The 23,583-nt window shown below is 55.8% G+C and carries 11 protein-coding genes; all 11 read right to left on the reverse strand.

Features of this window, described 5'->3' with window-relative positions; translation table 11 throughout:
* Positions 1-72: 72 nt before the first annotated feature.
* Positions 73-1,269 carry a lysophospholipid transporter LplT gene (gene lplT, locus MUG06_RS11640; RefSeq protein ID WP_243078693.1) on the reverse strand — a complete coding sequence of 399 codons (1,197 nt, stop codon included), beginning with the start codon at positions 1,267-1,269 and terminating at the stop codon, positions 73-75.
* Positions 1,266-3,416, reverse strand: coding sequence for a bifunctional acyl-ACP--phospholipid O-acyltransferase/long-chain-fatty-acid--ACP ligase (gene aas, locus MUG06_RS11645; RefSeq protein WP_243078694.1), 2,151 nt, complete (start codon positions 3,414-3,416; stop codon positions 1,266-1,268). Before aas ends, lplT begins: the two co-directional genes overlap by 4 nt.
* Before the next feature lie 63 nt (positions 3,417-3,479).
* On the reverse strand, positions 3,480-4,877 hold the full coding sequence (locus tag MUG06_RS11650; RefSeq protein WP_215847774.1) for an efflux transporter outer membrane subunit: 1,398 nt from the start codon (positions 4,875-4,877) through the stop codon (positions 3,480-3,482).
* A gap of 3 nt (positions 4,878-4,880) precedes the next feature.
* Positions 4,881-7,982, reverse strand: a complete 3,102-nt coding sequence (locus MUG06_RS11655) for an efflux RND transporter permease subunit (protein WP_243078695.1) — start codon at positions 7,980-7,982, stop codon at positions 4,881-4,883.
* On the reverse strand, positions 7,979-11,191 hold the full coding sequence (locus MUG06_RS11660; RefSeq protein WP_243078696.1) for an efflux RND transporter permease subunit: 3,213 nt from the start codon (positions 11,189-11,191) through the stop codon (positions 7,979-7,981). Before MUG06_RS11660 ends, MUG06_RS11655 begins: the two co-directional genes overlap by 4 nt.
* Complete coding sequence (locus MUG06_RS11665; RefSeq protein WP_243078697.1) at positions 11,188-12,414, reverse strand: MdtA/MuxA family multidrug efflux RND transporter periplasmic adaptor subunit; 1,227 nt, start codon at positions 12,412-12,414, stop codon at positions 11,188-11,190. Before MUG06_RS11665 ends, MUG06_RS11660 begins: the two co-directional genes overlap by 4 nt.
* Before the next feature lie 436 nt (positions 12,415-12,850).
* Complete coding sequence (locus MUG06_RS11670) at positions 12,851-14,257, reverse strand: efflux transporter outer membrane subunit (RefSeq protein WP_243078698.1); 1,407 nt, start codon at positions 14,255-14,257, stop codon at positions 12,851-12,853.
* Positions 14,247-17,375: an efflux RND transporter permease subunit gene (locus tag MUG06_RS11675; RefSeq protein WP_243078699.1), complete on the reverse strand. Its 3,129-nt coding sequence runs from the start codon at positions 17,373-17,375 to the stop codon at positions 14,247-14,249. The genes MUG06_RS11670 and MUG06_RS11675 overlap by 11 nt, the downstream gene beginning before the upstream one ends.
* Before the next feature lie 9 nt (positions 17,376-17,384).
* The gene (locus tag MUG06_RS11680) at positions 17,385-18,521 is read right to left on the reverse strand and encodes an efflux RND transporter periplasmic adaptor subunit (protein WP_243078700.1); all 1,137 of its coding nucleotides are present in this window, start codon (positions 18,519-18,521) and stop codon (positions 17,385-17,387) included.
* A 562-nt stretch (positions 18,522-19,083) separates the two neighbouring features.
* On the reverse strand, positions 19,084-20,811 hold the full coding sequence (locus MUG06_RS11685) for a penicillin-binding transpeptidase domain-containing protein (RefSeq protein ID WP_215847777.1): 1,728 nt from the start codon (positions 20,809-20,811) through the stop codon (positions 19,084-19,086).
* Between the two features lie 404 nt (positions 20,812-21,215).
* A complete protein-coding gene (locus tag MUG06_RS11690) occupies positions 21,216-23,489 on the reverse strand; it encodes a molybdopterin guanine dinucleotide-containing S/N-oxide reductase (protein WP_215847778.1) in 2,274 nt (757 codons plus the stop codon).
* Between the last annotated feature and the right edge of the window lie 94 nt (positions 23,490-23,583).

Below are 23,583 nucleotides of genomic sequence, written 5' to 3' on the forward strand. Positions count from 1 at the left end.
ACGCTGCCACATGCAGCCTCATCACTAACATATAGCAGCTTCAATACTCGCAGGTGGCAGCGCCAGCACAATCTAACCTTTACTCGGACGCCATACCCAAAGCACGGCAATTGCCAGCGCAAACAGCATACCGAAGCCAATCCCGGTTGCTACTGCCGGTGCGCCTGCTTTGATCGCCAGCGTGTAAAGTCCTAGCATCAACAGCATCGCGGTGTTTTCGCCAAGGTTCTGCACCGCAATGGCATTGCCCGATCCCACGCTTTGCTTGCCACGCGCTTGCAACAACGCATTCAAAGGAACGACAAAAAAGCCACCCAGCGCGCCAATGACCATCAGCAATAAATAGGCATTCAGCAACGAATGCTGCATTGAGAAGATCACCACCATCACACCAATCAGCACGCCTGCAGGCATACAGCGGCGGACCGTTTCCAGCGTCACCAGCTTCGCCGCAGCCGCCGCACCCAATACAATGCCAATCGCCACCATGGCATTCAGCGTAGTTGGCGTTTTGTTATCAGTGATGCCGAGCGCTACCGGTACCCACAACACCAGCAGAAAGCGCAACGTCACACCCGCGCCCCAAAACAGACTCGTTCCCAGTAAGGAGAAGCGGGTTTCTGCGTCACGCCACAGCACGCGGCACGCCGCGATAAAGCTGCGTAACATTGCCGCGAAATGCCAGCTTTGGCCGGGTCGTGCTGCCTGCAGCTTGGGAATAAACAGGTTCGCCACTACCGCAATGCCATACGTCAGCGCACAAACCGCCAGCGCCACCAGCAAATTCCAGTCAGCCAGAATGCCGCCTGCCACCGAACCCAGCAGAATCGCTGCGATGGTCGATCCTTCCATCAGGCCGTTGGCCTTCACCAGTTTTTCGCCTTGGGTAATTTCCCCCAAAATGCCGTATTTCGCTGGAGAATAAGCCGCTGCGCCAATACCCACCAGCGTATAGCCAATGAAAGGACTCAAGCCGAAGCAGATCACCAGCGCGCCCAGCAGCTTCAGGCTGTTGGCAAACATCATGACCCGACCTTTGGCAAAACTGTCTGCCATTTGCCCCACAAACGGTGCCAGCAGGATGTAAGTCGCGACAAACAGCATCTGCAAAATCGGCTGACTCCAGTCGGGATAAAACTGGTTTTTAAGCACCGCCAGCGTGACAAACAGCAGCGCGTTATCGCCAAATGCGGAGAAAAACTGTGCGACAATCACCGCCAACATGCTGCGCGACATCAGCGGCGCATCGCGTTCAGGTCGCGCACTCATGCCTGCTCCTCTTCCGCCATTTTCTTCAGGGTGACGTAATCGGGCTTGCCGCTACCCAGCAGCGGCAGCTGTTTCACCACGCGAATATCACGCGGCAGCGCCAACTCCGGCGCACCCATCTCACGCGCGGCTTTTTGCAGGCGATCGCGTGCCAGTTCGTTATCGGTGGTAAACAGCACCAAGGCTTCACCACGATTTCCATCCGGGCGCAGCGAAGCCGCATGCTGCTTATCCGGTGAAGCTTTCAGCGCGATCTGCTCAACGATCTCCAGCGAAACCATTTCTCCTGCGATTTTAGCAAAGCGCTTGGCGCGACCCTGGATCTGGCAAAAACCGCCTTCATCAAAGCTGACGATATCGCCGGTATCGTACCAACCCGCTTCCATTTGCCCTTCGCCATTATCCGCCACCGGCAGTTCCAGCACGCCAGGGTTCTCAACGCGCAAATAGCCTTTCATGATATTCGGCCCACGCAGTTGCAATCGCCCGCCCTTCTCAATGCCCGGCACCGACATCAAACGCGAATCCATGCCCGGCAGAATGCGGCCTACGGTATGCGCCTTCGCCGCCATCGGCACGTTAATCGCCACCACTGGCGCGCATTCAGTCACGCCGTAACCTTCAAGGATGCGTATGCCATATTTTTCCATGTAGACCTGACGGGTGTTTTCCTGCAATTTTTCCGCCCCAGCCACCACATAGCGCAAGCGAGCAAAATCGTACGGGGCCGCGAAGCGCGCATAGTTGCCAAGGAAGGTTGACGTGCCAAACAACACGGTGCAGTTTCGGTCGTACACCAGTTCCGGCACGATGCGGTAATGCAGCGGGCTGGGATAAAGGAATACCTGCGCGCCGGTCATCAGCGGCGTAAACAGGCCAACCGTTAAGCCAAAGGCGTGAAACAGCGGCAGCGCCGACATGAAGCGGTCACGCGGGGTAAAATCTGCCACGGTGCGAATCTGCTCAACGTTGGCCAGCAGGCTTTTATGCGAATGCACCACACCTTTGGGATTGCCTTCCGATCCCGAGGTAAACAGCACCATCGCGGCGTCTTCAGGCTGCTGCTTAACCTGCGCCCGGCGCGGCATCAGCAGATGCGCAAGGATCCAGAGCTTGTCCTTGAGCGTTACCGTCTCTTTCAAGTCTTCCAGATAGATCCACTGCACGTCGCTCAAGCCTTGCGGCAGATGCCACAAGTCCCCTTTGTCGAGGAACTGGCGAGACGTAAACACCGTTTTCACCTGCGAAGCCGTTAGTGCAGCGCGCATGCCGTTGACGCCCGCAGTGTAGTTCAGCATCGCCGGAACGCGGCCACGCATGGAGGCACCGAGAATCGCCGCAGCCGTTACGGTGGCATTGGGCAGCAGCAGGCCAACAACCTCTTTTGGCTGGCTATAACGCTCAAGGATGCGTCCCACGCCCAGCGTTTTTTTCAGCAAACCGGTGTAGCTGTCGGGTGTGAAATTGACATCTTCAATGCAGCGTTTGAACGCGCCGTAGCGGATACGCGCATTGAGAAACGCATCAAACAGCGTTTCACGCGGGCGTACCGCCATGCGGGCTTCCATCATGACATGATGCAGATGTTCGCCGGCTAAAATGCGGCGCTCGCGTGCCCGTTTTGCGTCGGGCATGGGAATACGTGTCCCAGGCAAAATGCTCAAGGTAATACGCGGGAAAAGGCGGCGTTTGAATACGCCCGCCAGGCGACCAAACGGCGAAAATTCTGCACCGTCGATACGCATCGGCACCACGCTCGCGCCCGATTTCGCCGCCACAAAACCGGCACCGCTGTAGATCTTCATCAGCGATCCGGTAACGGTAATGCGACCTTCCGGGAAGATCACTACCGGACGACCGCTGTTGACTACCTGAACCAGATGTTTGATCGACATCGGCTTGGTGGGATCCAGCGGCACGAAGTCGATAAACGGTTTGATCACCCGCATGAACCATTTTTCGCTGATCGTCGAATAGACAGCGAAAACCGGTTTGATGGGTAAGAACAGCGCCAACAGCATACCGTCCAGAAACGACATGTGGTTGGGCGTGATGAGCACCTTGTCTCTATGCAGTTCAGCGACATCACCACGCAGCTCGACACGCCATAACAGGCGGAAAACCAGACGTAAGATTTTGAATAACATGCCAGCTCCATAGCATCGTTAAAATTAGCCCCTCACGATGCAGGATCTGGAAGTATTCGACAACTACTTATTTGGCGCCTGCCAGCCACCGCCCAGCGCGGCAATCAACGCTACGCTGCTGACCCACTGAGTGCTTTGCAGCGACAGGAGATTTTGCTGTTCGCTCAAGCTACTGTTTTCAGTGGTGGCGACGTCGAGGTAGTCGATCATCCCGGCATCATATTGATTGCGCGTTACGCGGGCCGACTCTTGCGCGGCGGCGGTAGCACGCTGCTGGGAAGCCATTTCGCCCTGTAAGGTGTTCAGCTCCACCAGCTCATCTTCCACTTCCTGCAACGCTTCCAGCACGCTTTGACGGTAGCTGGCGACGCTGGCGTCATACGACGCTCGGGCCTGTTCGACCTGCGAAGAAGTGGCGCCAAAATCCAACAGCGTACCGCTGAGTTCAGGCCCCAGCGACCAGATGCGATTCGGTAGCGAGAAGAGATTATGCAGCGTAGAAGCGCTCACGCCGCCGCTGGCGCTTAAGGTTAAATCCGGGAAGTAACCGGCAATGGCCACGCCCACCGCCGCATTCGCTGCTGCCACGTTACGTTCGGCGTAGGCGATGTCAGGACGACGCTGTAATAGTTGCGTCGGCAAGGCGGCAGGAACGGTTGGCAGCGTGGCATCCAGCTTCGCCACCGGTAAGGAGAAATCAGCGGGCGCTTTGCCCACCAGCAACGCGATAGCGTGTTCCATCTGCGCGCGTTGCCATTGATAATCCTGCGCCGAGGCGCGGGCGCTCTCCAGCTGCATCTGCGCCTGCGCTAACGTGGCACGCGATTCGCTGCCGGTTTGGTATTTGTTTTCAATCACCGTGAGATAGCGCTGGTAGGCGTCGATGCTCTGCTGATACAGCGCAATTTTCTGATCCATGATGCGCAGCTGGAAGTAATCCTGCGCCAGTTCAGACTGTGCGCTCAGCGTGATGTTCGCCAGCTCTGCCGCGCTCGCCTGCGCACTGGCTTTGTTCTCCTCCAGCGTACGACGCAGCTTGCCCCAGAGATCCAGCTCCCAGCTGGCGCTTAGCTCAGCCTGATGGCTGCTGCTGGTGGTGCGTTGACTGCTGCCGGTGGTGGCATGACTGCCGCTGCGCGTCACGCTGCTGTCATAACCCAACGAGGGAAACAGCTCAGCGCGAGATTGCGACGCCAGCGCCTGCGCCTGACGATACTGCGCAGCGTAGTTGGCAACGTTCTGGTTATTGATGCTTACCTGACTCAGCAGGCTGCTCAGCGTGGCGTCGTGATAAACAGCCCACCATTCGCCTTTGTGCAGATCATCCTGCGGCGTCGCCTGCTGCCAGCCTTTGGCTTCTTTGTAATGTACCGGCACTGACATCTCAGGGCGATGATAATCGGGGCCAAGGGTACAGCCGCTCAGCAGCAGCGCCAGCATAATTGGGGTCAATACTTTCATGAATCAGGATTCCGCATGGCGCAAACGGCGCCATTGACGTTGAGTTGCGCGGCTCAAACGATCGAGCCAGAGGTAAATAACGGGCGTGGTGAACAGCGTCAGCAGCTGGCTCAGCGCCAGACCGCCCGCAATCGCGATGCCCAGCGGGCTGCGCAGATCGGCATCGCCGCCACTGCCCAGCGCCAAAGGCAAGGCACCGAAAAAGGCCGCCAGCGTGGTCATCATGATCGGACGAAAGCGCATCAGGCAGGCTTGAGTAATCGCCTGCTGCGGCGACATGCCCAACCTGCGTTCTGCGTCGATGGCAAAGTCGATCATCATGATGGCGTTCTTCTTCACGATACCAATCAGCAAAATAATGCCGATCAGGGCGATAACCGTGAGTTGCGTACCGGTGAGCAGCAGCAGCAGCAGCGCGCCTACGCCCGCCGAAGGCAACGTAGAAAGAATGGTCAGTGGATGGATATAACTTTCATACAGCACGCCCAACACGATATAGACCGCCGCCAGCGCCGCCAGGATCAACCACGGCATGGTAGCGGTGAGCTGCGCAAACGCCGCGGCGGTACCCGCAAAACCAGCCTGGATCGTCGAAGGCAAACCGAGTTTCGCCATCGCCTGTTTGATCAGCACCTGCGCCTGTTCCAGCGAAACGCCATCATTGAGGTTAAACGCCACGGTGCTGGTCGCTGACTGGCCCTGATGCGTCACTGACAGCGGCGCATTGCCACCCACAAACGTGGCGAAGGCCGACAGCGGAATGCGGTCGCCATTATCGTTAATGACATAAAGCTGCTTGAGAATTTCTGGGTCGCGCGTGTAGCTATCCTGCAAACTCATCACCACGTGATACTGGTTCAGCGTGTGATACAGCGTTGCGATTTGCCGCTGGCTAAAGGCATTATTCAGCAGCGTGTCGAGCATCTGAACGTCAACGCCAAGCCGGGTGGCGCGGTCGCGATCAATGTTCATCACCACTTCCTGACCGCCCGTTTGTGAATCGGAATCGACGCTGTTGAACTGCGGAATTGCCGCCAGCGCCGCCTGTACTTTGGGCGTCCATTCGCGCAGCAGATCGAGATCGTCAGCCTGCAAACTGTACTGATACGTCGCGTTGGCGCTGCGTCCGCCGATATGCAGATCCTGCGCTGCCATCAGGAACATCTGTGCGCCAGCGATATGGCTGGTTTTCATGCTCAGGCGGTTCGCCACTTCGGTGGCCGTGGCATCGCGCTGATCAAAATCTTTGAGGCGCACAAAGAAGTTCGCGCTGTTACGCGAGCCGAACATCCCACTGCCCATCGATGACATCACGCTTTCCACCGCCGGATCGGACTGAATGATCTTGGTAAACGCCAACATCTTCGGCTTCATCGCCTGAAACGAGATGTTTTGATCGGCACGCAGCGCGCCCATTAGCAGGCCGGTGTCCTGATTCGGGAAAAAGCCTTTTTCCACCACCGAGAACAGAAACAGGTTGAGCAGCACCGTCAGCACCAAACTGAACATGGTGAGCTTTTGGTGGCGCATCACCCAATTCAAGCCACGCGAATAGGCGTCCAACAAGCGATTGAGCCGGTTTTCAATAAACTGATAGAGCGGATGCGGCCGTTTAGTGACCTTGGGCTTGGGTTTGAGCAGTCGCGAGCAGAGCATCGGCGTCAGGCTCAACGACACAAACATTGAGATCAGCAGCGACACGGTGAGCGTCACGGCAAATTCGCGGAACAGACGCCCGACGATGCTGCCCATCAGCAAGATGGGAATGAATACCGCAATCAGCGACATGGTCATGGACAGCACGGTGAAACTCACTTCCTGCGCACCGCGCAGCGAGGCCCGCAGTGGACTTAGCCCCTCTTCAATGTGGCGCGTGATGTTTTCCAGCACCACGATCGCATCATCCACCACGAAGCCGGTGGCGATAATTAGCGCCATCAGCGACAGGTTATCGAGGCTGTAGCCGAGCAGATACATCACAGCGCAGGTGCCAATCAGCGAAACCGGCAAGGCCAACGCGGGAATGATCACCGCCTGCAGATTACGCAAAAAGACAAACACCACCGCAATCACCAGCAGTACCGCTACCAGCAAGGTTTCTTCCGTGTCGTAAAGCGAGGCGCGCACCCCAGGCGAACGGTCCACCACCACTTTCAGCGCGGTATCCGCAGGGAGATTTTTTTCCAGCTCCGGCAGTTGCGCTTTGATCGCATCAATGGTGTCGAGCATATTAGCGCCCGCCTGGCGTTTGATACCCACCATCACCGAAGGCGACGCGTTAAGGAACCCCGCCTGATATTGATCTTCAACCGAGTCATAAACGGTTGCGACATCGTGCAGCCGCACCGCTTTTCCCTCTTTATAGCTAACGATCAAATCGCGATAGCTTTTGGCTTTATCCAGCTGCCCGTTGCTGTCCACCACCCAAGATTGCGTGCTGCCTTGTAACATCCCTTTTGGCAGATTAGTGGTGCTGTTGGCGACCGCGCTGCGCACGGTATCGAGTGAAATGCCATATTGCGTCAGCTTCAGCGGTTGCAGATCGATGCGCACCGCAGGCAAGGCGCTGCCCATCAGCGACACTTCGCCGACCCCTTTCACCTGCCCCATCGCCTGCTCGATTTTGCTTTCAGCAAGATCATAGAGTTCGCCTGGCGTGCGAGTTGCAGACGTCAACGCCAGCATCACTATCGGCGCATCGGACGGATTGGCTTTACGGTAGGTTGGCAGCGATTCCATGGCGCTCGGCAGCAGACTACGCGAGGCGTTGATTGCCGCCTGAACGTCACGCGCCGCACCGTTGATGTCGCGATCAAGCTCAAACTGCAAAATGATATTGCTGGAACCCTGCGAGCTGCTTGAGGTCATTTCCGTTACGCCCGCGATTTGCCCCAGCGAGCGTTCCAGCGGGGTGGCCACCGTTGCCGCCATGGTTTCCGGGCTGGCACCCGCCAGGCTGGCGCTGACCATAATGGTCGGGAAATCAACCTGCGGCAGCGGCGCGACCGGCAACAAGCGATAGCCCAAGGCGCCCAGCAGCAGGATCGCCATGGTGAGCAGCAAGGTCGTAACCGGACGGAAGATAAACAGCCGGGTCAAATTCATTGCCCACTCCGCGTCTGCTGCTGACGGCGTTTCACCCACGCGTTGCCGCGCTGTGCAATCGCGTCAAACCACAAGTAAATCACCGGTGTAGAGAACAATGTCAGCGCCTGGCTGACGATCAAACCGCCAACAATCACCAGACCCAGCGGCTGACGCAGCTCTGCGCCCGAACCGGACGCCAGCATCAGCGGCAACGCACCCAGCAGCGCCGCCATGGTGGTCATCAGAATCGGGCGGAAACGCAATAAACAGGCTTGATGGATGGCGTCACGCGGGCTGAGGTGCTGCTTATTCTCCGCTTCTAGCGCAAAGTCGATCATCATAATGGCGTTCTTTTTCACGATGCCGATCAGCAGGATCACGCCAATCAACGCGATCAAGCTGAATTCGGTGCCCGCCAGCATCAGCGTCAACAAGGCGCCCACCGCAGCCGACGGCAGCGTGGAAAGGATGGTCACCGGATGAATAAAGCTTTCATACAGAATGCCGAGCACCACGTACATGGTGATCAGCGCCGCCAAAATCAGCCACAGCGTGTTACCCGTCGCGCTCTGGAACGCTGACGTTTCGCCCTGATAACGCAGCGTCACGCTCGATGGCAGTTGCAGCTGTTCACGCACCTCGGCAATCGCTTTCTGCCCATCTTCCAGTGAATAACCGGCATTCAGGTTGAAGGAGATCATCACTGCCGGGAATTGGTTCAAACGCATATGCATCAGCGAACCGGTGCGCTGGTGAAGGGTGGCAATCGACGTCAGTTTCACCATACCGCTGCTGCTGCTGGTGGAACTGTCGCTACTGCTGGTGGTGGTTGACGTGGTGCTGCTACTGCTCGACGTGCTGCTGCTCGTGCTGCTGTCGCTCTCTTCGTCTGAACTGCTGGAAGGTTGCAGATAAACATCATCAAATGACGCCGGGCCTTGTTGATACGTCGGCGCGACTTCCAGCACCACGCGATACTGATTCGACTGGGTAAAAATAGTCGACACCAAACGCTGACCAAAAGCGTTGTAGAGCGCGGTATCCACATCCGAAGCAGTAATGCCGTAACGCGCCGCTTTATCGCGGTTCAGCTCGACATACGCCACGCGTCCCTGATCCTGAAGATTGCTTACCACGCCATTAAACTCTGGACGCTGCTGCAGTGCCGCCACCATTTTCGGGGACCACTGCATCAGATTTTCGCTGTCTGCATCGTCAAGCGTGAACTGATACTGGCTTGGCGTAACCTGGTCGTTGACCGTCAAATCCTGGGCCGATTGCATATAGAGCTGGATACCAGCCACCTGCGTCGCCGCCTGTTGCAGCTGTTTGATGACAGCATCGGCTTTGTCATTGCGCTCATCAAACGCCTTGAGGTTGATCTGTATACGCCCGCTGTTCAGACTGGTGTTATTGCCATCAATGCCAATCGTAGAGGACAGACTCTCTACCGCAGGATTCTGCAAAATCACTTTCGCCAGCGCCTGTTGACGCTTTGCCATCTCATTAAAAGAGACATCCTGCGACGCCACGGTCACGCCCTGAATCAGACCGGTATCCTGCGTCGGGAAGAAGCCTTTCGGTACCATGACATAGAGCAGCGCGGTCAGCGCGAAGGTGGCCAGCGCCACCAGCAGCGTCAGCTTTTGGTGATTTAACACGATGGTCAGCAAGCGATCATAGCCGCGAATCAGCTTATCGAATAATTCACCGCCCTTGCGTGAAAAGCGCGACTGCTTTTCGACTGGAATGTGGCGCAGCAGATAGGCGCACAGCATTGGCGTTAAGGTTAGCGACACCACCATTGAGACCAGAATCGACACCGCCAGCGTGATAGCAAACTCGCGGAACAAGCGTCCGACCACGTCGCCCATAAACAGCAGCGGAATCAGTACCGCAATCAGCGAAAAGGTTAGTGAAATGATGGTGAAACCAATCTGCTGCGAGCCTTTTAGCGCCGCTTCCATTGGCGGTTCGCCCTCTTCCAGCCGCCGCGAGATGTTTTCAACCACCACAATGGCATCATCAATAACGAAACCGGTAGCGATGGTCAGCGCCATCAACGAGAGGTTATTCAGGCTGAAGTCAGCGAGGTACATCACACCAAAGGTGCCAATCAACGACAGCGGCACCGCCACGCTGGGGATCAGTGTCGCTGCCACATTGCGCAGGAACAGGAAAGTGACCATCACCACCAGCGCAATCGAGAGCATGAGCTCAAACTGCACGTCACTGATCGAGGCGCGAATGGTTTGCGTGCGATCCGAAAGAACCGTCATTTTCACGCCATCTGGCAGCGCGGCCTGCAAAGTCGGCAGCTGCGCCTTAATTCCATCCACGACCTGAATCACGTTCGCACCCGGCTGGCGCTGCACGCTGATGACAATCGCCGGGCTGTTATTCGCCCACGCCGACTGGAAGCTGTTTTCCGGCCCTTGCTCAATATGCGCAATATCTTTCAGACGCAGCGCAGCACCGTTTTGATAAGTAATGATTAAATTGCCGTACTCGTCTGCGGTACGCAGCTGATCGTTGGCGTCGATAGTGACCGAATGGTATTTACCATCAAAGCCGCCTTTCGAACCGTTAACGTTGCTGTTGCTAATCAGGGTGTTGACGTCTTCCAGCGTCAAATTGTGCGCCGCCAGCGCTTTTGGATCCATCTGCACCCGAATCGCCGGTTGATGTCCGCCCGCCAGCGTCACCATGCCGACACCAGAAATTTGCGATAGCTTGAGCGCCACGCGCGTATTCACCAAGTCCTGCACCTGCGTCAGCGGCAAGTTCTCTGAGCTGGCAGCTAAGGTGATCACCGCGCTGTCCGCCGGATTGACCTTTTTGTAGGTTGGCGGGTTTGGCAGATCGCTGGGCAGCAGATTGTTCGCGGCATTTATCGCCGCCTGCACTTCCTGCTCCGCCACATCCAGCGACAGGTCGAGACTGAACTTCAGAGTGATGATCGATGATCCACCGGAACTGGTGGAGGTCATCTGACTCAAACCCGCCATTTGACCGAGTTGACGCTCCAGCGGCGAAGTCACCGATGAAGCCATCACGTCCGGGCTGGCGCCGGGATAGAGCGTGGTGACCTGAATGGTCGGATAATCGACCTGCGGCAGCGCCGAGGTGGAAAGAAACTTATAGGCAAAAATACCGGCGATCAGCACGCCCACCATCAGCAAGATGGTGGCGACCGGACGCTGGATAAACAGGCGTGACGGATTCATTTGGCCTCGACGGTTGCGGTGGTTTGCGTCTCATCCGCCACCGACACTTTGCTGCCGTTGGTCAGGCGATCAATGCCTTCCGTTACCAGACGATCGCCCGGCTCTACGCCTTTTAAAATCGCTTGCCGATCGTCATCCAATGCCGGCCCGGCGGTCACCGCTTTGCGCGTCACGGTATTGTCTTTGTTGATCACAAAAACAAAGCTGCCGTCGCTGCTCATCTGCAACGCTTGTGTTGGGATCACCGTCGCGCCTTTCAATAGATTGGTCTGCAAACGCAGATTAACGAACTGATTAGCGAACAGCGCTTCGTCTTGGTTGGGGAAGGTGGCCTTTAGCTCAACCGTGCCGGTGGAGGTATCGATCTGGTTACTGATGAACTTCACCTCACCGTTGGCCAACGTGCTGGTATTGTCCTCATCAAACGCCGTAGCGGGCAGACTTTGATTGTTATGCAGCGCTTTGACCAGCGTGGGGATATTGCTCTGCGGCACGCTAAACGTGACGGCGGCGGGCTGCATCTGAGTCAGAGTGACTAAACCGGTGCTGCTGGAGCTTTGCACCATGTTGCCCGGATCAACCTGACGCAATCCAACACGGCCGCTAACCGGCGCAGTGATGCGAGCGTATTCGATACTGAGTTTAGCGCTGTCGATTTGCGCCTGATCGGTGGCAACCGCACCGCGATACTGCCCTACCGTGGCTATCTGCGTATCCAGATCCTGGCGGGAGAGAGAATCTTGCGCCGCCAGCTTGCGATAGCGCGCCAGCGTCAGTTCTGCGCTTTTCAGCAGTGCCTGGTTCTCATTTAACGCACCTTGATATTGATTCAACGTCGCCTGATAGCTACGCGGATCAATCTGCGCCAGCAGCTGTCCTGCTTCAACTTTCTGCCCTTCAGTGAAGTAAACCTTCTCCAGCTGTCCATCGACACGGCTGGTAACGGTAACGCTGGCGCTGGGGATGACGGTGCCAAGTGCATTGAGATAAACCGGCACATCTGCGGTGCTGGCCACGCCGCTGTGTACCAGCGTTGCGCCGCCGCCCATCATCATGCCAGGACCACCGCGACCTGCATGACCGCCTGGCGGCATACCGCCACTCGATCCTTTGCCAAACGGCAACAAACGCCAGGCAACAGCGGCAATAATCAATACCACGATTAAAAGAAGCAGCCATTTAAGCCAGCGGGAACGAGGGGAACGGGATGCGTTAGTAATCATCGAACTCTTCAGGTAAACAAGGAATAAGGAATCCCCCCTTAAAAACAGGGGATTATTTCGTGGCGCGTACTTTAAATACGTTGCGTTGCATGACGGTAGCACGCTGACGAATCCCGATAGGCGTAGTGAACGACAGGATTCGGGTAAGTGAGCATAGCCAACAAAGAGGCAACGTAAAGTATGACGGGCACAATTATCACGGCACGCATTATCGGCTAAATTTGATGCGATTTTCCATCGCCAAACCGTAAGGTTTTCGTTAAGAAGAATCAGGGTTTCGCTCGGTTCAGCGCGATGACTCTGCTTTAGACCTGGTCTGGTTAAGCTGAGATAAACCTTTATTAACCGGCAAGGTGTGTCGAAAAGCGTTGCCGAACAGGGACGCTTAAAATCGCGACTAGCCGCCTCGCTAAATGCGTGACGAGACGGCTCGTCATTATGATTTCCAGCCGCCGCCCAATGCTTCGTACAGCGTAATTTTTTGATTAAGCTGCCCCAAATGTGCCGCAATCAGCGCCTGCTGTGCCGTATACAGCGAACGCTGTGCGACTAACACATTGAGATAGTTATCAACGCCTTGCTTATAACGCAAATCTGAATAGTCGTAATCGCGCTGGTTGGCCGCGACCTCTTTTTGCAGCGCCATGAGCTGGCTCTGCCAGGTATCCTGCCCAGCCAGCGCATCGTTAACATCTTTAAACGCAGTCTGAATCGCTTTCTCATAGTTGGCGATCTCGATACGTTTTTCGATTTTAGCGATATCCAGATTGGCCTGATTCACTCCGCCGTCGAAGATCGGCAGAGAGATCGAGGGTGCAAACGACCAGGCGCCTGTACCGCCTTCCAGCAGATGCCCCAGCGAGCTGCTGGTTGAGCCGCCCGATGCGGTTAGCGTGATATTCGGGAAGAAGGCCGCGCGCGCAGCGCCGATATTGGCATTAGCGGCTTTAAGAGTGTGCTCAGCAGCGATGATATCCGGGCGGCGCGTCAGCAGATCCGACGGCAATCCCGCTGGCGTCTGCGGAAATTGCCAGTTGCTGTCAAGTGTGGCGTTTTTCAGCAGCGTGGCGGGTAAATCAGTGCCAGCCAACAGCCGCAGCGCATCCACATCCTGTCGTACCTGACGCGTATAGCTCGCCACATCCGCTTCGGCGCTGCGCACGGTGCTTTCTGCTTGTGCCAAATCCTGATCGCTGCTGACGCCGCCGTTGTAGCTTATTTTGGTCAGATCATAGGATTTCTGCTGACTCTGCACAGTTTGTTCGGCGAGATGCAGAAGATCGTTATCGGAACAGAGCGTTAGCCACGCCGATGCCACCTGTGAAATCAGCGAAATGCGCGTTGCGCGTTCGGTGGCTTCAGTGGAGAGATAGGTCTCCTTGGCCTGATCGCGCAGGCTACGCAAGCGTCCCCAGAAATCCAGCTCCCATGAAGTCACGCCTAATCCGGCGTTTAACTCGTGATAAGTCACCGCGCCGGTCGATTGCGTATTGTAGAGGTTCGCGGGTTCATGGGCCGACGTCTGGCTGGCGGTGGCGTTAATCGACGGCAGCAGCGCGGCGCGATCGATCTGCACCGAGGCACGCGCCTGTTCAACATTCAATGCTGCGACGCGCAGGTCGCGGTTGTTTTGCAGCGACAGGTCGATCAGCTGGCGCATCGTGGCATCGTTGAAGAAGTTCTGCCACGGCAGATCGGCGACATTGCCGACCGGCGTATTTTGATCGTAATGCGTATCCACCGGCAGCGTTGGGCGCTGATAGTTGGGCTGTAACGTACAACCGGTTAAGCCAAGGGCGGCAACCAATGGCAGCAGCGTCCAGCGCGTTGCTTTAGTTATCATTGTGAACAACCTCAGGCTTTTTCTTACGGGAAAAGAGCTGCGAAACCACCACGTAAAACATCGGTACAAAGAAAATGGCGAGGAATGTCGCGGTAAGCATTCCACCCGCTACCGCCGTACCAATGGAGTGCTGGCTGCCCGCACCCGCCCCGTTTGAGATAGTGAGCGGCAGTACGCCAAGAATAAATGCCATCGACGTCATGATAATGGGTCGAATACGCAAGCGTGCTGCTTCTACCGCAGCGTCCACCAGCGTTCTGCCTTCACGTTCGTGCAGTTCTTTGGCGAACTCCACGATCAAAATGGCATTTTTCGCGGCCAGCCCAACGGTGGTGAGCAATCCGACCTGGAAGAACACATCGTTTTGCAAACCGCGCAGCAGCACCGCACTGATGGTGCCCAGCACGCCAAGCGGCACCACCAATAGCACTGAGAACGGAATCGACCAGCTCTCGTAAAGCGCGGCCAGGCACAGGAACACCACCAGCACGGAAATAGCATAGAGCTGCGCTGTTTGTGAGCCAGACGCCTGCTCTTCATAGGAGATGCCGTACCACTGCACGCGGAAGCCTTTTGGCATTTTCGCGCCAATCTCTTCCACCGCTTTCATCGCTTCACCGCTGCTGTAACCTGATGCTGGCGAGCCGAGAATCTCTTCTGCCGTCATGCCGTTAAAGCGTTCATAGTGCGGTGAACCGCTAACCCATTCGCCGCTGGCAAAGGCCGAGAACGGCACCATGGTTCCGCTACTGTTACGAAAGTACCATTTGTTGAGATCTTCCGGCGTCACGCGCGAATCGGCTTTACCCATCAGGTAAACCTCTTTGACGCGGCCGTTATACATGAACTGATCGATGTAGCTGGATCCCCAAGCGACCGACAGGGTGTTGTTGATATCAGCCATGCTCAAACCCAACGCGCTGGCGCGTTCATCATTGATCTCCAGCTGATATTGCGGTTCATCTTCCATGCCGTTGAGACGAACGGCGCTCAGGCGTGGATCGTTGTTAGCCAGCGCAAGAAACGTGTGCGTGGCATTCATCATTTCCTGATGCGTATGGCCCGCAGTATCTTGTAGATAGAAGTCAAAACCGGTGGCATTCCCCAACTCCATGACCGCCGGTGGCACCATGGCAAAGATTTTCGCGTCTTTATAATTGGCGAAGTGCCCCATGATATTCGCCGCCAGCGTTTTCACGCTCTGGCTCGATTGGGTACGTTCACTCCAGTCTTTGAGACGAACAAACGCCATAGCACTGTTTTGCCCACGTCCGGCAAAGTTAAAACCGTTGGCCGCAAATACTGTAGTGACCACCGACGCTTGCTTGTCATGCAGATAGTCGTTGAGATCGTTAATGACTTTTTGGGTGCGCTGCGATGAGGCATTCACCGGCAGTGTGATCTGCACCATCATCAATCCCTGATCTTCATCCGGCAGAAAGGTGGTCGGTACGCGTGTGAACAGATAGCCGGTGACGCCAACAATCACCAGATACACCACCAGAAACAGGCCGCGACGCGAGATGACTTTGCTGACGCCGCGGGTGTAATGCAGCGTGCCGCTGTCGAACTTGCGGTTAAACCAACCGGCCAGCCCGGTGGTTTTGTGCTCGGCGGAAGAGGATTTAAGCAACGTCGCGCACAGCGCCGGTGTAAAGATCAGCGCCATCAGCACCGACAGCGCCATGGCTGACACAATGGTGATGGAGAACTGACGATAGATAACGCCGGTCGATCCCGAGAAGAACGCCATCGGCAGCAGCACCGCCGACAGCACCAAGGCAATACCAAATAGCGCGCCCTGAATCTGCTGCATCGACTTAATGGTGGCGGTTTTGGGATCGAGCTGCTCTTCGTGCATCACGCGCTCGACGTTTTCCACCACCACGATGGCGTCATCCACCAGCAACCCTATCGCCAATACCATGCCGAACATCGTCAGGGTGTTAATGCTGTAGCCAAAAGCAGAAAGAATGCCGAAGGTTCCCAGCAAGACCACTGGCACCACCAGCGTGGTGATAAAGGTTGCGCGCAGGTTTTGCAGGAAAATCAGCATGACGAAGAACACCAGCACCACCGCTTCGAGCAACGTTTTCACGACTTCTTCGATTGACGCGCTGACCACTGGCGAGGTGTCGTAGGGATATTGCACCTCGACGTTATCCGGCAGCGAATCTTTCAGCGCTTCTACCGTGGCGCGCACCGCTTTGGCGGTATCCAGCTCGTTGGCGCCGGTTGCCAGACGCAACGCAATACCGGCAGAAGGTTTGCCATCCATGGTTGAGTCGATGGTGTAGCTTTGTGGGCCTAATGCCACGTTACCCACATCTTTAAGGCGGATCTGCGAACCGTTACTGTTTACCTTCAGCAGCACGTTTTCAAACTGCTTCACGCTGGTGAAGCGTGATTTACCCAGAATGGTGGCATTCGTTTTAGCGTCAGGAATGGTCGGCAAGCCGCCGAGCGAACCGGAAGAGACCTGCACGTTCTGGTTATCAATAGCGGTGCTGACGTCGCTCGGCATCAGGCTGTACTTATAGAGTTTGGCCGGATCGAGCCAGATGCGCATCGCATACTCAGAACCCAATACCATGAAGTCGCCAACGCCTTTGGTGCGCGAGATGGGATCTTCCAGCTTCGATACCAACATGTCGGCGAGATCACCGTTACTCAGCTTGCCATCTTTCGACACCAGGCTTATCACCATCATGAAGTTTTTTTGGTATTTACGAATACGGATGCCTTGCTGTGTGACATCAGTGGGCAGCTGAGATTCCGCCAGAGAAACGCGATCCTGTACCTGAACCTGAGCGATATCAGGATCAATGCCCTGATTAAAGGTGGCGATGATTTGCGCACTGCCATCGCTGGCGCTGTTCGATTCCAGATAGCGCAATCCATCCAGGCCATTCAGCTGTTGCTCAATGACCTGCACCACGGTGTTTTGCGTGGTTTCGGCGCTGGCCCCCGGATACGTCACCGAAATAGAGACGGCGGGAGGTGAGATGTTGGGATATTGATTAACCGGCAAATTCAGGGTGGCGATGGCGCCTACCAGCATCACAATAATCGCCACAACCCAGGCGAATATTGGACGCTGGATAAAGAACGTAGACATGACGTCTCCTTATTGGGCCGAGGGATCGGTCATTGTCAGGCTGACACTGTCAGCGCTGGGCGTGTCGTTGACGTTAGCCGCCACGGTTTTCACTTTGCTGCCGCTATGCACGCTTTGCAGGCCATTCACCACCACTTTTTCGCCGCTGTTCAGACCACGGGTGATGAGCCACCTTGCCTGGATCATTTCACCGGTGGTTACGCTGCGCTGCTCAACGCTGTCGTCAGCTTTCACTACGTAGACATAGGGCTGACCTTTGCTGTCATGCATGATCGCTTCTTGCGGCACCATAATTCCCTGCTGCTGCACGCCTTGCGGGAAACTGGCGTGCACGTACATTCCCGGCAGCAGTTCATTGTGCGGATTAGGGAACACCGCTCGCAGCACCACGCTGCCGGTCGCCTCATCAACATTCACTTCCGAGAAGGCTAATTTGCCTTGCTGCTCGTAAGTGCTGCCATCTTCCAACGTCAGTTTTACCGCAGCCGCGTTATCGCCCACTTTCTCTAGCTTGCCGTCGGCCAAGGCTTTGCGCAGGCGCAGGAGATCGGTGGAGGATTCGCTGACGTCAACATAGACAGGATTGAGCTGCTGAATAGTGGCGAGATAATCGGTTTGTCCGCTAGTGACCAAAGCACCTTCGGTGACCAGTGACCGGCTAATGTGGCCCGTAATCGGCGCTTTAACCAAGGTGTAATCCAGGTTGACCTTCGCGCTTTCGACATCGGCTTTCGCTTCACGCTCGGCCGCGACGGCATCATCATACGTTTGCTGGCTAATGGCATGTGCAGCCGCTAAAGGCTGATAGCGTTTTGCCACCCCCGCATCGTTTTGCCAGGTTGCATGGGCTTTGTCATAGGCTGCTTGATAAGTGGCCGGATCGATTTGATAAAGAGGCTGGCCCGCTTTTACCTCGCCCCCCTCCGTAAACAGCAGTTTTTGAATCACACCGCTCACCTGCGGACGGACTTCCGCAGTTTTCACTGCAGTCGTGCGGCCCGGCAATTGAGTCAGCAAGGTTACCGGCTCGCTTTTGAGTGTGACGATGCCAACTTCCGGCGTGGTTGCAGCAGCAGGCTGCGTCGCTCCCTGGTCACAAGCAGCCAGTAAAAACACCACGCTGGCTGAAATAACTTTCATGCGCATAGTTTTTCTCAACAAGAAGGTAAAAGTAACGAGAGTGACCACTCTCAAAGGCGTTCATTGTAGGGAGGTCAAAAGAAGTACGCTGTTAAGGAAGCGTAAAATATATTTTCGAATCGAAAATCCTAAACTTTCTGTGCGGACCTTTCGCACGTTATGTTCAGAAAGCGCTGTCTCCAGGCGTGTTGTCGCCAGGCTGTCAGCTTACTGCAGCAGATGTTTTTACGTTTGTTGGTAAGCGTAAAGGGCGGGTTAAGAGGTGTGAGCAGCTAATCACAGCATCAGGTCAGCCTCGTTGTCGCCGACCTCGTGAAATGTTTACAACTCGATGTAGCGGGTTAACCGCCACGCGATTAAGGCAAAAAAAACCCACGCATCTGCGTGGGTCGGTGTAATAACAGGGTTATAACTGCCGGAGCAGCTTTGTTTTCACACCCATCAATACCTCTGGGACTTTTATCCTCGCACCGTTGCGCGCTGAGCGACAGGCGGAAAAAGCAAATGAATACGCGGAAATGAAACGAGGTGTGAAAAACTCACACACCTCACTTACACTTTGATTTTACTAAGATTTATCCGAAGGTTTACTGTAGATAGCATCCGGTGCGACGTTCATATGCTTCAGTACAGGCCCCATGATGTTGCCGAATACCGGCGCAGCCACCGAACCACCGAAGTGGTCGCCTGCGGTTGGATGGTTGATCATTACCACCAGCGCGACTTCAGGATGGCTGGCAGGCGCCAAGCCCGCGGTATAGTTCACATAGCCGCCATCGTATTTGCCGCTGGTGCCCATCTTCTCCGCCGTACCGGTTTTGGTCGCCAGACGATAACCCGGTACCGCCGCTTTTAGCCCGGTACCGCCCGGTAAAACATCGCTTTCTAACATGTGCACCACTTGCTTAACGGTTTCCGGGTTCGCGACTTGCTCGCCGAGCACCGGCGGCGTCACTTTGGTGATCGAGAGCGGACGATAGGTACCGTAAGAACCCAGCGTGGCGTATTCACGGGCGATTTGCAGTGGCGTGACGCGTAAGCCATAACCAAAGGAAAACGTGGCGCGTTCGATATCCGCCCAGCGCGTGCGGTGCAGCGGGAAGTAACCCACGCTTTCACCCGTCAGCCCTAATCCCGTGGGTTTGCCAAGACCAAAAGCGTGATACGTGTTCACCAGCGCTTCAGCTGGCATCGCCAGCGCGATATGCGAAACGCCAATGTCGCTGGATTTCTGCAAGATGCCGGTCATGGTCAAGCGCGGCCAATGGCCAACATCACGGATCAGGTGCCCATTCACACGATACGGCGTGGTGTCGATAACCGAATCAGGCCGCACTAAATGGCGCTCCAGCCCTTCCATCACCACCAGCGGTTTCACGGTAGAACCGGGTTCGTAACTGTCGTTGATCGCGGCGTTACGCATTTGCGCAGGCGTTGCGCCATCGTAATTGTTGGGGTTGAACGATGGATAAGAGGCCATTGCCAGGATCTCGCCGGTGTCGATCTTCACCAATACGGCGGCACCTGAATCGGCTTTATTCAGCAACACACCATCACGCAGCTTGCTGTACAGCGTGTATTGATCGAACTTATCAATGCTGAGCTGCACTGTTGGCGGCTGGGTTGGCGGCTGATAGTTGATCATTGAGATGATGTTACCCATCGCATCTTGCCGATAAACCTCTTTGCCAGGCACGCCCTGCAGAACTTTATCAAAGCCCTTTTCCAGCCCGTTCAGGCCGACATTATCGGCCCCGACAATACCAATCAACGGTGCAGAGGCTTCGCTCATCGGATAAAAGCGGCTGTCGTCATACACTTCGCTGACGCCTTTTAGTCGTAACTGTTTAATGTCTTTGGCGATACCCAGCTCGACTTTACGGCCCAAATAGAGGAAGCGACGTTTAGGGTTGGCAGTGATCTGCGCGGCAATCTGTTCAGGACGCATATTCAATGCGGCAGCAAGATAGGCCCACTTCTCGCTGGTAAAATCGGGGTTGCCCTCCAACACGCGCAGCGGATCGGCAATGATATCGCGCGACGGTACGCTGAGCGCCAGCGCTTCGCCGTTGCGATCCAGCAAGGTGCCGCGGCTGGTTGGCAGCGTAACGGTACGCAGCGAGCGTTGATCGGCTTCGTGCTCCAGCATCGGCTGATTCAGGAACTGCAAATCGGCTACGCGCGCCAATAGCACCACCATGCAGGCCAACACGCCCAGGCAGATCAAACGAAATCGAAAAGGGTTGAAAGAGGCTTTAATCTGGTCTTTTCCCAGTAGTTTTTTAATCCGGGGCATGGCATTCCGCTGCGCTAAATAATGAAAAGAGGCTTAAGTCAGCAGTTATAAAGAAAGCGCTGCCGGGATAACAGGAAAACTGTGTTTCAGTTCGTAATCCTCGTTAAATTTCAGCTTGCAGATGCGTTGACGGCTCTGGTTCATTCGAATCACTGACTCCAGTAAGCGCATTGAGATTGATTTCTTTGCCGCCTTCCTGCAAGCCGAACGCTCTGGAGAATGTTAATCACTGAATTTTGGGCAAAAAAAACCTGCGCATCTGCGCAGGTTGGTGTAATCAAAAAAAATCTATTGATGTTCACCCATCAATACCTCTGGGACCCTGACTGTAGCAAGGTGGATTGATCGGCTGCTATCACTCAAACGCAACAGTTACCCGCAAAATGTAACCAGCCATGAGATCTCTACGCTATTTTGCAAACGGGATGTTTTTTGATTTCTACCAGGCAACTCATGGCATTAGGACCTTGGGTCAGCGACGAGGTCCCGATGTCCAGCGTCAGCACATTTGGGTTGCCCGCGCGATCCCACGGCTGCCATTTGCCGCCGAAGCCGGGATCAAACCAGGCACCGGTAGACACGATCACCACGCCCGGCGTTAATCCGTCGGTCACACGCACGCCTGCCAGCATCGTGCCGCGCGTATTGCTGACTTCGATCTCATCACCCTCCACGATGCCACGCACAGCGGCATCTTGCGGATGCATGTAGAGCGTTTCATGCCCGGCCGTTTTGTTGCCCTGCACGGTTTCCGTGGCATCCAGCTGACTGTGCAGACGATCAGAGGGTTGAATCGAGATCATGTGCAGCGGATAGTCACGGCTCAACGGCGAACCCAACCACTCCTGCGGCTCACGCCATTCAGGGTGTCCGGCAACATCGTCCAGCTGATAATCGGCGATGGTCTGACTAAACAGCTCAATCTTGCCGCTGGCGGTTTGAATCGGATGGGCGACTGGATCGGCGCGGAAATTATCCATAAACACATAAGGCTTGCCGCCTTCGGGAATCTCAACAAAGCCGCGTTGCCAAAATGCGTCAAATTCGGGGAACTCGATGCCTTTATGCGCATGTGCCACCGCACATTGCTGATAAAGGTGCGCGATCCACTCCATCTCATTGCGTCCTTCGGTGAAGGTTTCGCGGTAGCCAAGACGCTCAGCAAGATCAGCAAAAATATCGAAATCATTGCGCGCCTGATGCTGCGGTTTAACCGCCTGATGCATCGCAAACACGAAGCGATCGCGAGATGACCCGCCAATGTCGTTGCGCTCCAGCGTGGTGGTGGCGGGTAATACGATATCCGCCATCTGTGCCGCCGGCGTCCAGACAATATCCTGCACCACTACCGTATCGGGCTTCTGCCACCCTTCCACCAGACGGTTGAGCTGCTGGTGATGATGGAATGGATTGCCGCCCGCCCAGTGCACCAGATGGATATCGGGATAGGTCAGCGTTTCGCCCTGGAATGGATAAGGCTGGCCAGGATTCAGCAGCATGTCGCTGATGCGAGCCACAGGAATCGACAGGCCGCCGGGGTTGGGTCCAGTACTCATTAATGGCGAAGGCCCTTCCTGACGCGGATTGCCGACGCTGTTCATCGAACCGTGCCCGAAGGAGAAGCCCGCACCCGGTAAGCCTGGCTGACCCAGCATTGAAGAGAGCGCAATCATCATCCAATAGGGCTGCTCGCCACGGTGCGCGCGCTGTACCGAATAGGAACAGGTAATAAAGCTGCGTTTACCGATGAGCTGCTGTGCCAACTGCACAATGCGCTCTGCCGGAATCCCGGTGATACGGCTGGCCCAACCGGCGGTTTTGGCCACGCCGTCACTTTCGCCCAGCAGATAAGCACGCAGCTGCGGCCAGCCGGTGCAATGGCTGGCAAGAAAAGCCTCATCTACCGCGCCGCGCTGCTGAATTTCATAGCCCAGCGCCATCATTAATGCGGCATCGGTATTGGGGCGAATCGGGATCCAGTCGGCGTTAACAAAGGCAGGGCAATCGTCACGCATCGGACTGATGTTGATGATCGGCGTACCTTTGGCGACGAGCTGTTCCAGCGCCGGTTTCAACGTGTGCTGACCGGCACCGCCGGAAGCGACCTGCGCATTTTTCAGCGCCAAACCGCCAAAGGCGACAAAAATTTCCGCGTGTTCAACCACTTCTGGCCAATCGGTCACGCGACCGGTAAGCGGCATATACGTGCCAATCACATACGGCAGGAAAAACTGTGCTGCGCCCCAACTGTAATTCCCCTGCTGATCAACACCGCCGCCGCCCTTAAAGTAAAAGCGGCGAACCAGCGTGCGCGCATGGTTAACACGGCCCGCAGAAGACCAGCCATACGAACCGGTGAAAATGCCCGATGCGCCGTAGCGCTCGCGGATACGGCGGTTTTCGTCTGCCACTAAATCCAGCGCGGTATCCCAATCCACCGCGACAAAATCTTCCCGGCCACGCAATGTGCGATCGCTGTTTTCGCGCGATTTTAGCCACGAGCGACGCACCATCGGTTGGCGGATACGTTTATCGGAGTAGACCAGTTCAGGAATAGTATTCAGCATCGGTGACGGATCGGCATCGGCGAAAAACGGTTCGCAGCCAATCAGACGATCATTTTCTGTCACGGCGTTAAAGGCGCCCCAGTGCGCCAGATGTGGCACTCTTGTTTTCATCTTTGTTTTTCACAGCAGGTGTTGGGGAAAAACAGCATAACATGCAACGCGTCGCCCTTGTAAGCCGCTGCACAAGGGCTGATTTTGCGCTCTT

It is taken from the genome of Pantoea sp. MQR6 (assembly GCF_022761075.1).
Classification (GTDB): domain Bacteria; phylum Pseudomonadota; class Gammaproteobacteria; order Enterobacterales; family Enterobacteriaceae; genus Pantoea; species Pantoea phytostimulans.

Excerpts from the sequence above, each read along its gene's own strand:
- lplT (WP_243078693.1), bottom strand. The coding sequence starts at position 1,269 with ATGAGTGCGCGACCTGAACGCGATGCGCCGCTGATGTCGCGCAGCATG.
- aas (WP_243078694.1), bottom strand. The coding sequence starts at position 3,416 with ATGTTATTCAAAATCTTACGTCTGGTTTTCCGCCTGTTATGGCGTGTC.
- MUG06_RS11650 (WP_215847774.1), bottom strand. The coding sequence starts at position 4,877 with ATGAAAGTATTGACCCCAATTATGCTGGCGCTGCTGCTGAGCGGCTGT.
- MUG06_RS11655 (WP_243078695.1), bottom strand. The coding sequence starts at position 7,982 with ATGAATTTGACCCGGCTGTTTATCTTCCGTCCGGTTACGACCTTGCTG.
- MUG06_RS11660 (WP_243078696.1), bottom strand. The coding sequence starts at position 11,191 with ATGAATCCGTCACGCCTGTTTATCCAGCGTCCGGTCGCCACCATCTTG.
- MUG06_RS11665 (WP_243078697.1), bottom strand. The coding sequence starts at position 12,414 with ATGATTACTAACGCATCCCGTTCCCCTCGTTCCCGCTGGCTTAAATGG.
- MUG06_RS11670 (WP_243078698.1), bottom strand. The coding sequence starts at position 14,257 with ATGATAACTAAAGCAACGCGCTGGACGCTGCTGCCATTGGTTGCCGCC.
- MUG06_RS11675 (WP_243078699.1), bottom strand. The coding sequence starts at position 17,375 with ATGTCTACGTTCTTTATCCAGCGTCCAATATTCGCCTGGGTTGTGGCG.
- MUG06_RS11680 (WP_243078700.1), bottom strand. The coding sequence starts at position 18,521 with ATGCGCATGAAAGTTATTTCAGCCAGCGTGGTGTTTTTACTGGCTGCT.
- MUG06_RS11685 (WP_215847777.1), bottom strand. The coding sequence starts at position 20,811 with ATGCCCCGGATTAAAAAACTACTGGGAAAAGACCAGATTAAAGCCTCT.
- MUG06_RS11690 (WP_215847778.1), bottom strand. The coding sequence starts at position 23,489 with ATGAAAACAAGAGTGCCACATCTGGCGCACTGGGGCGCCTTTAACGCC.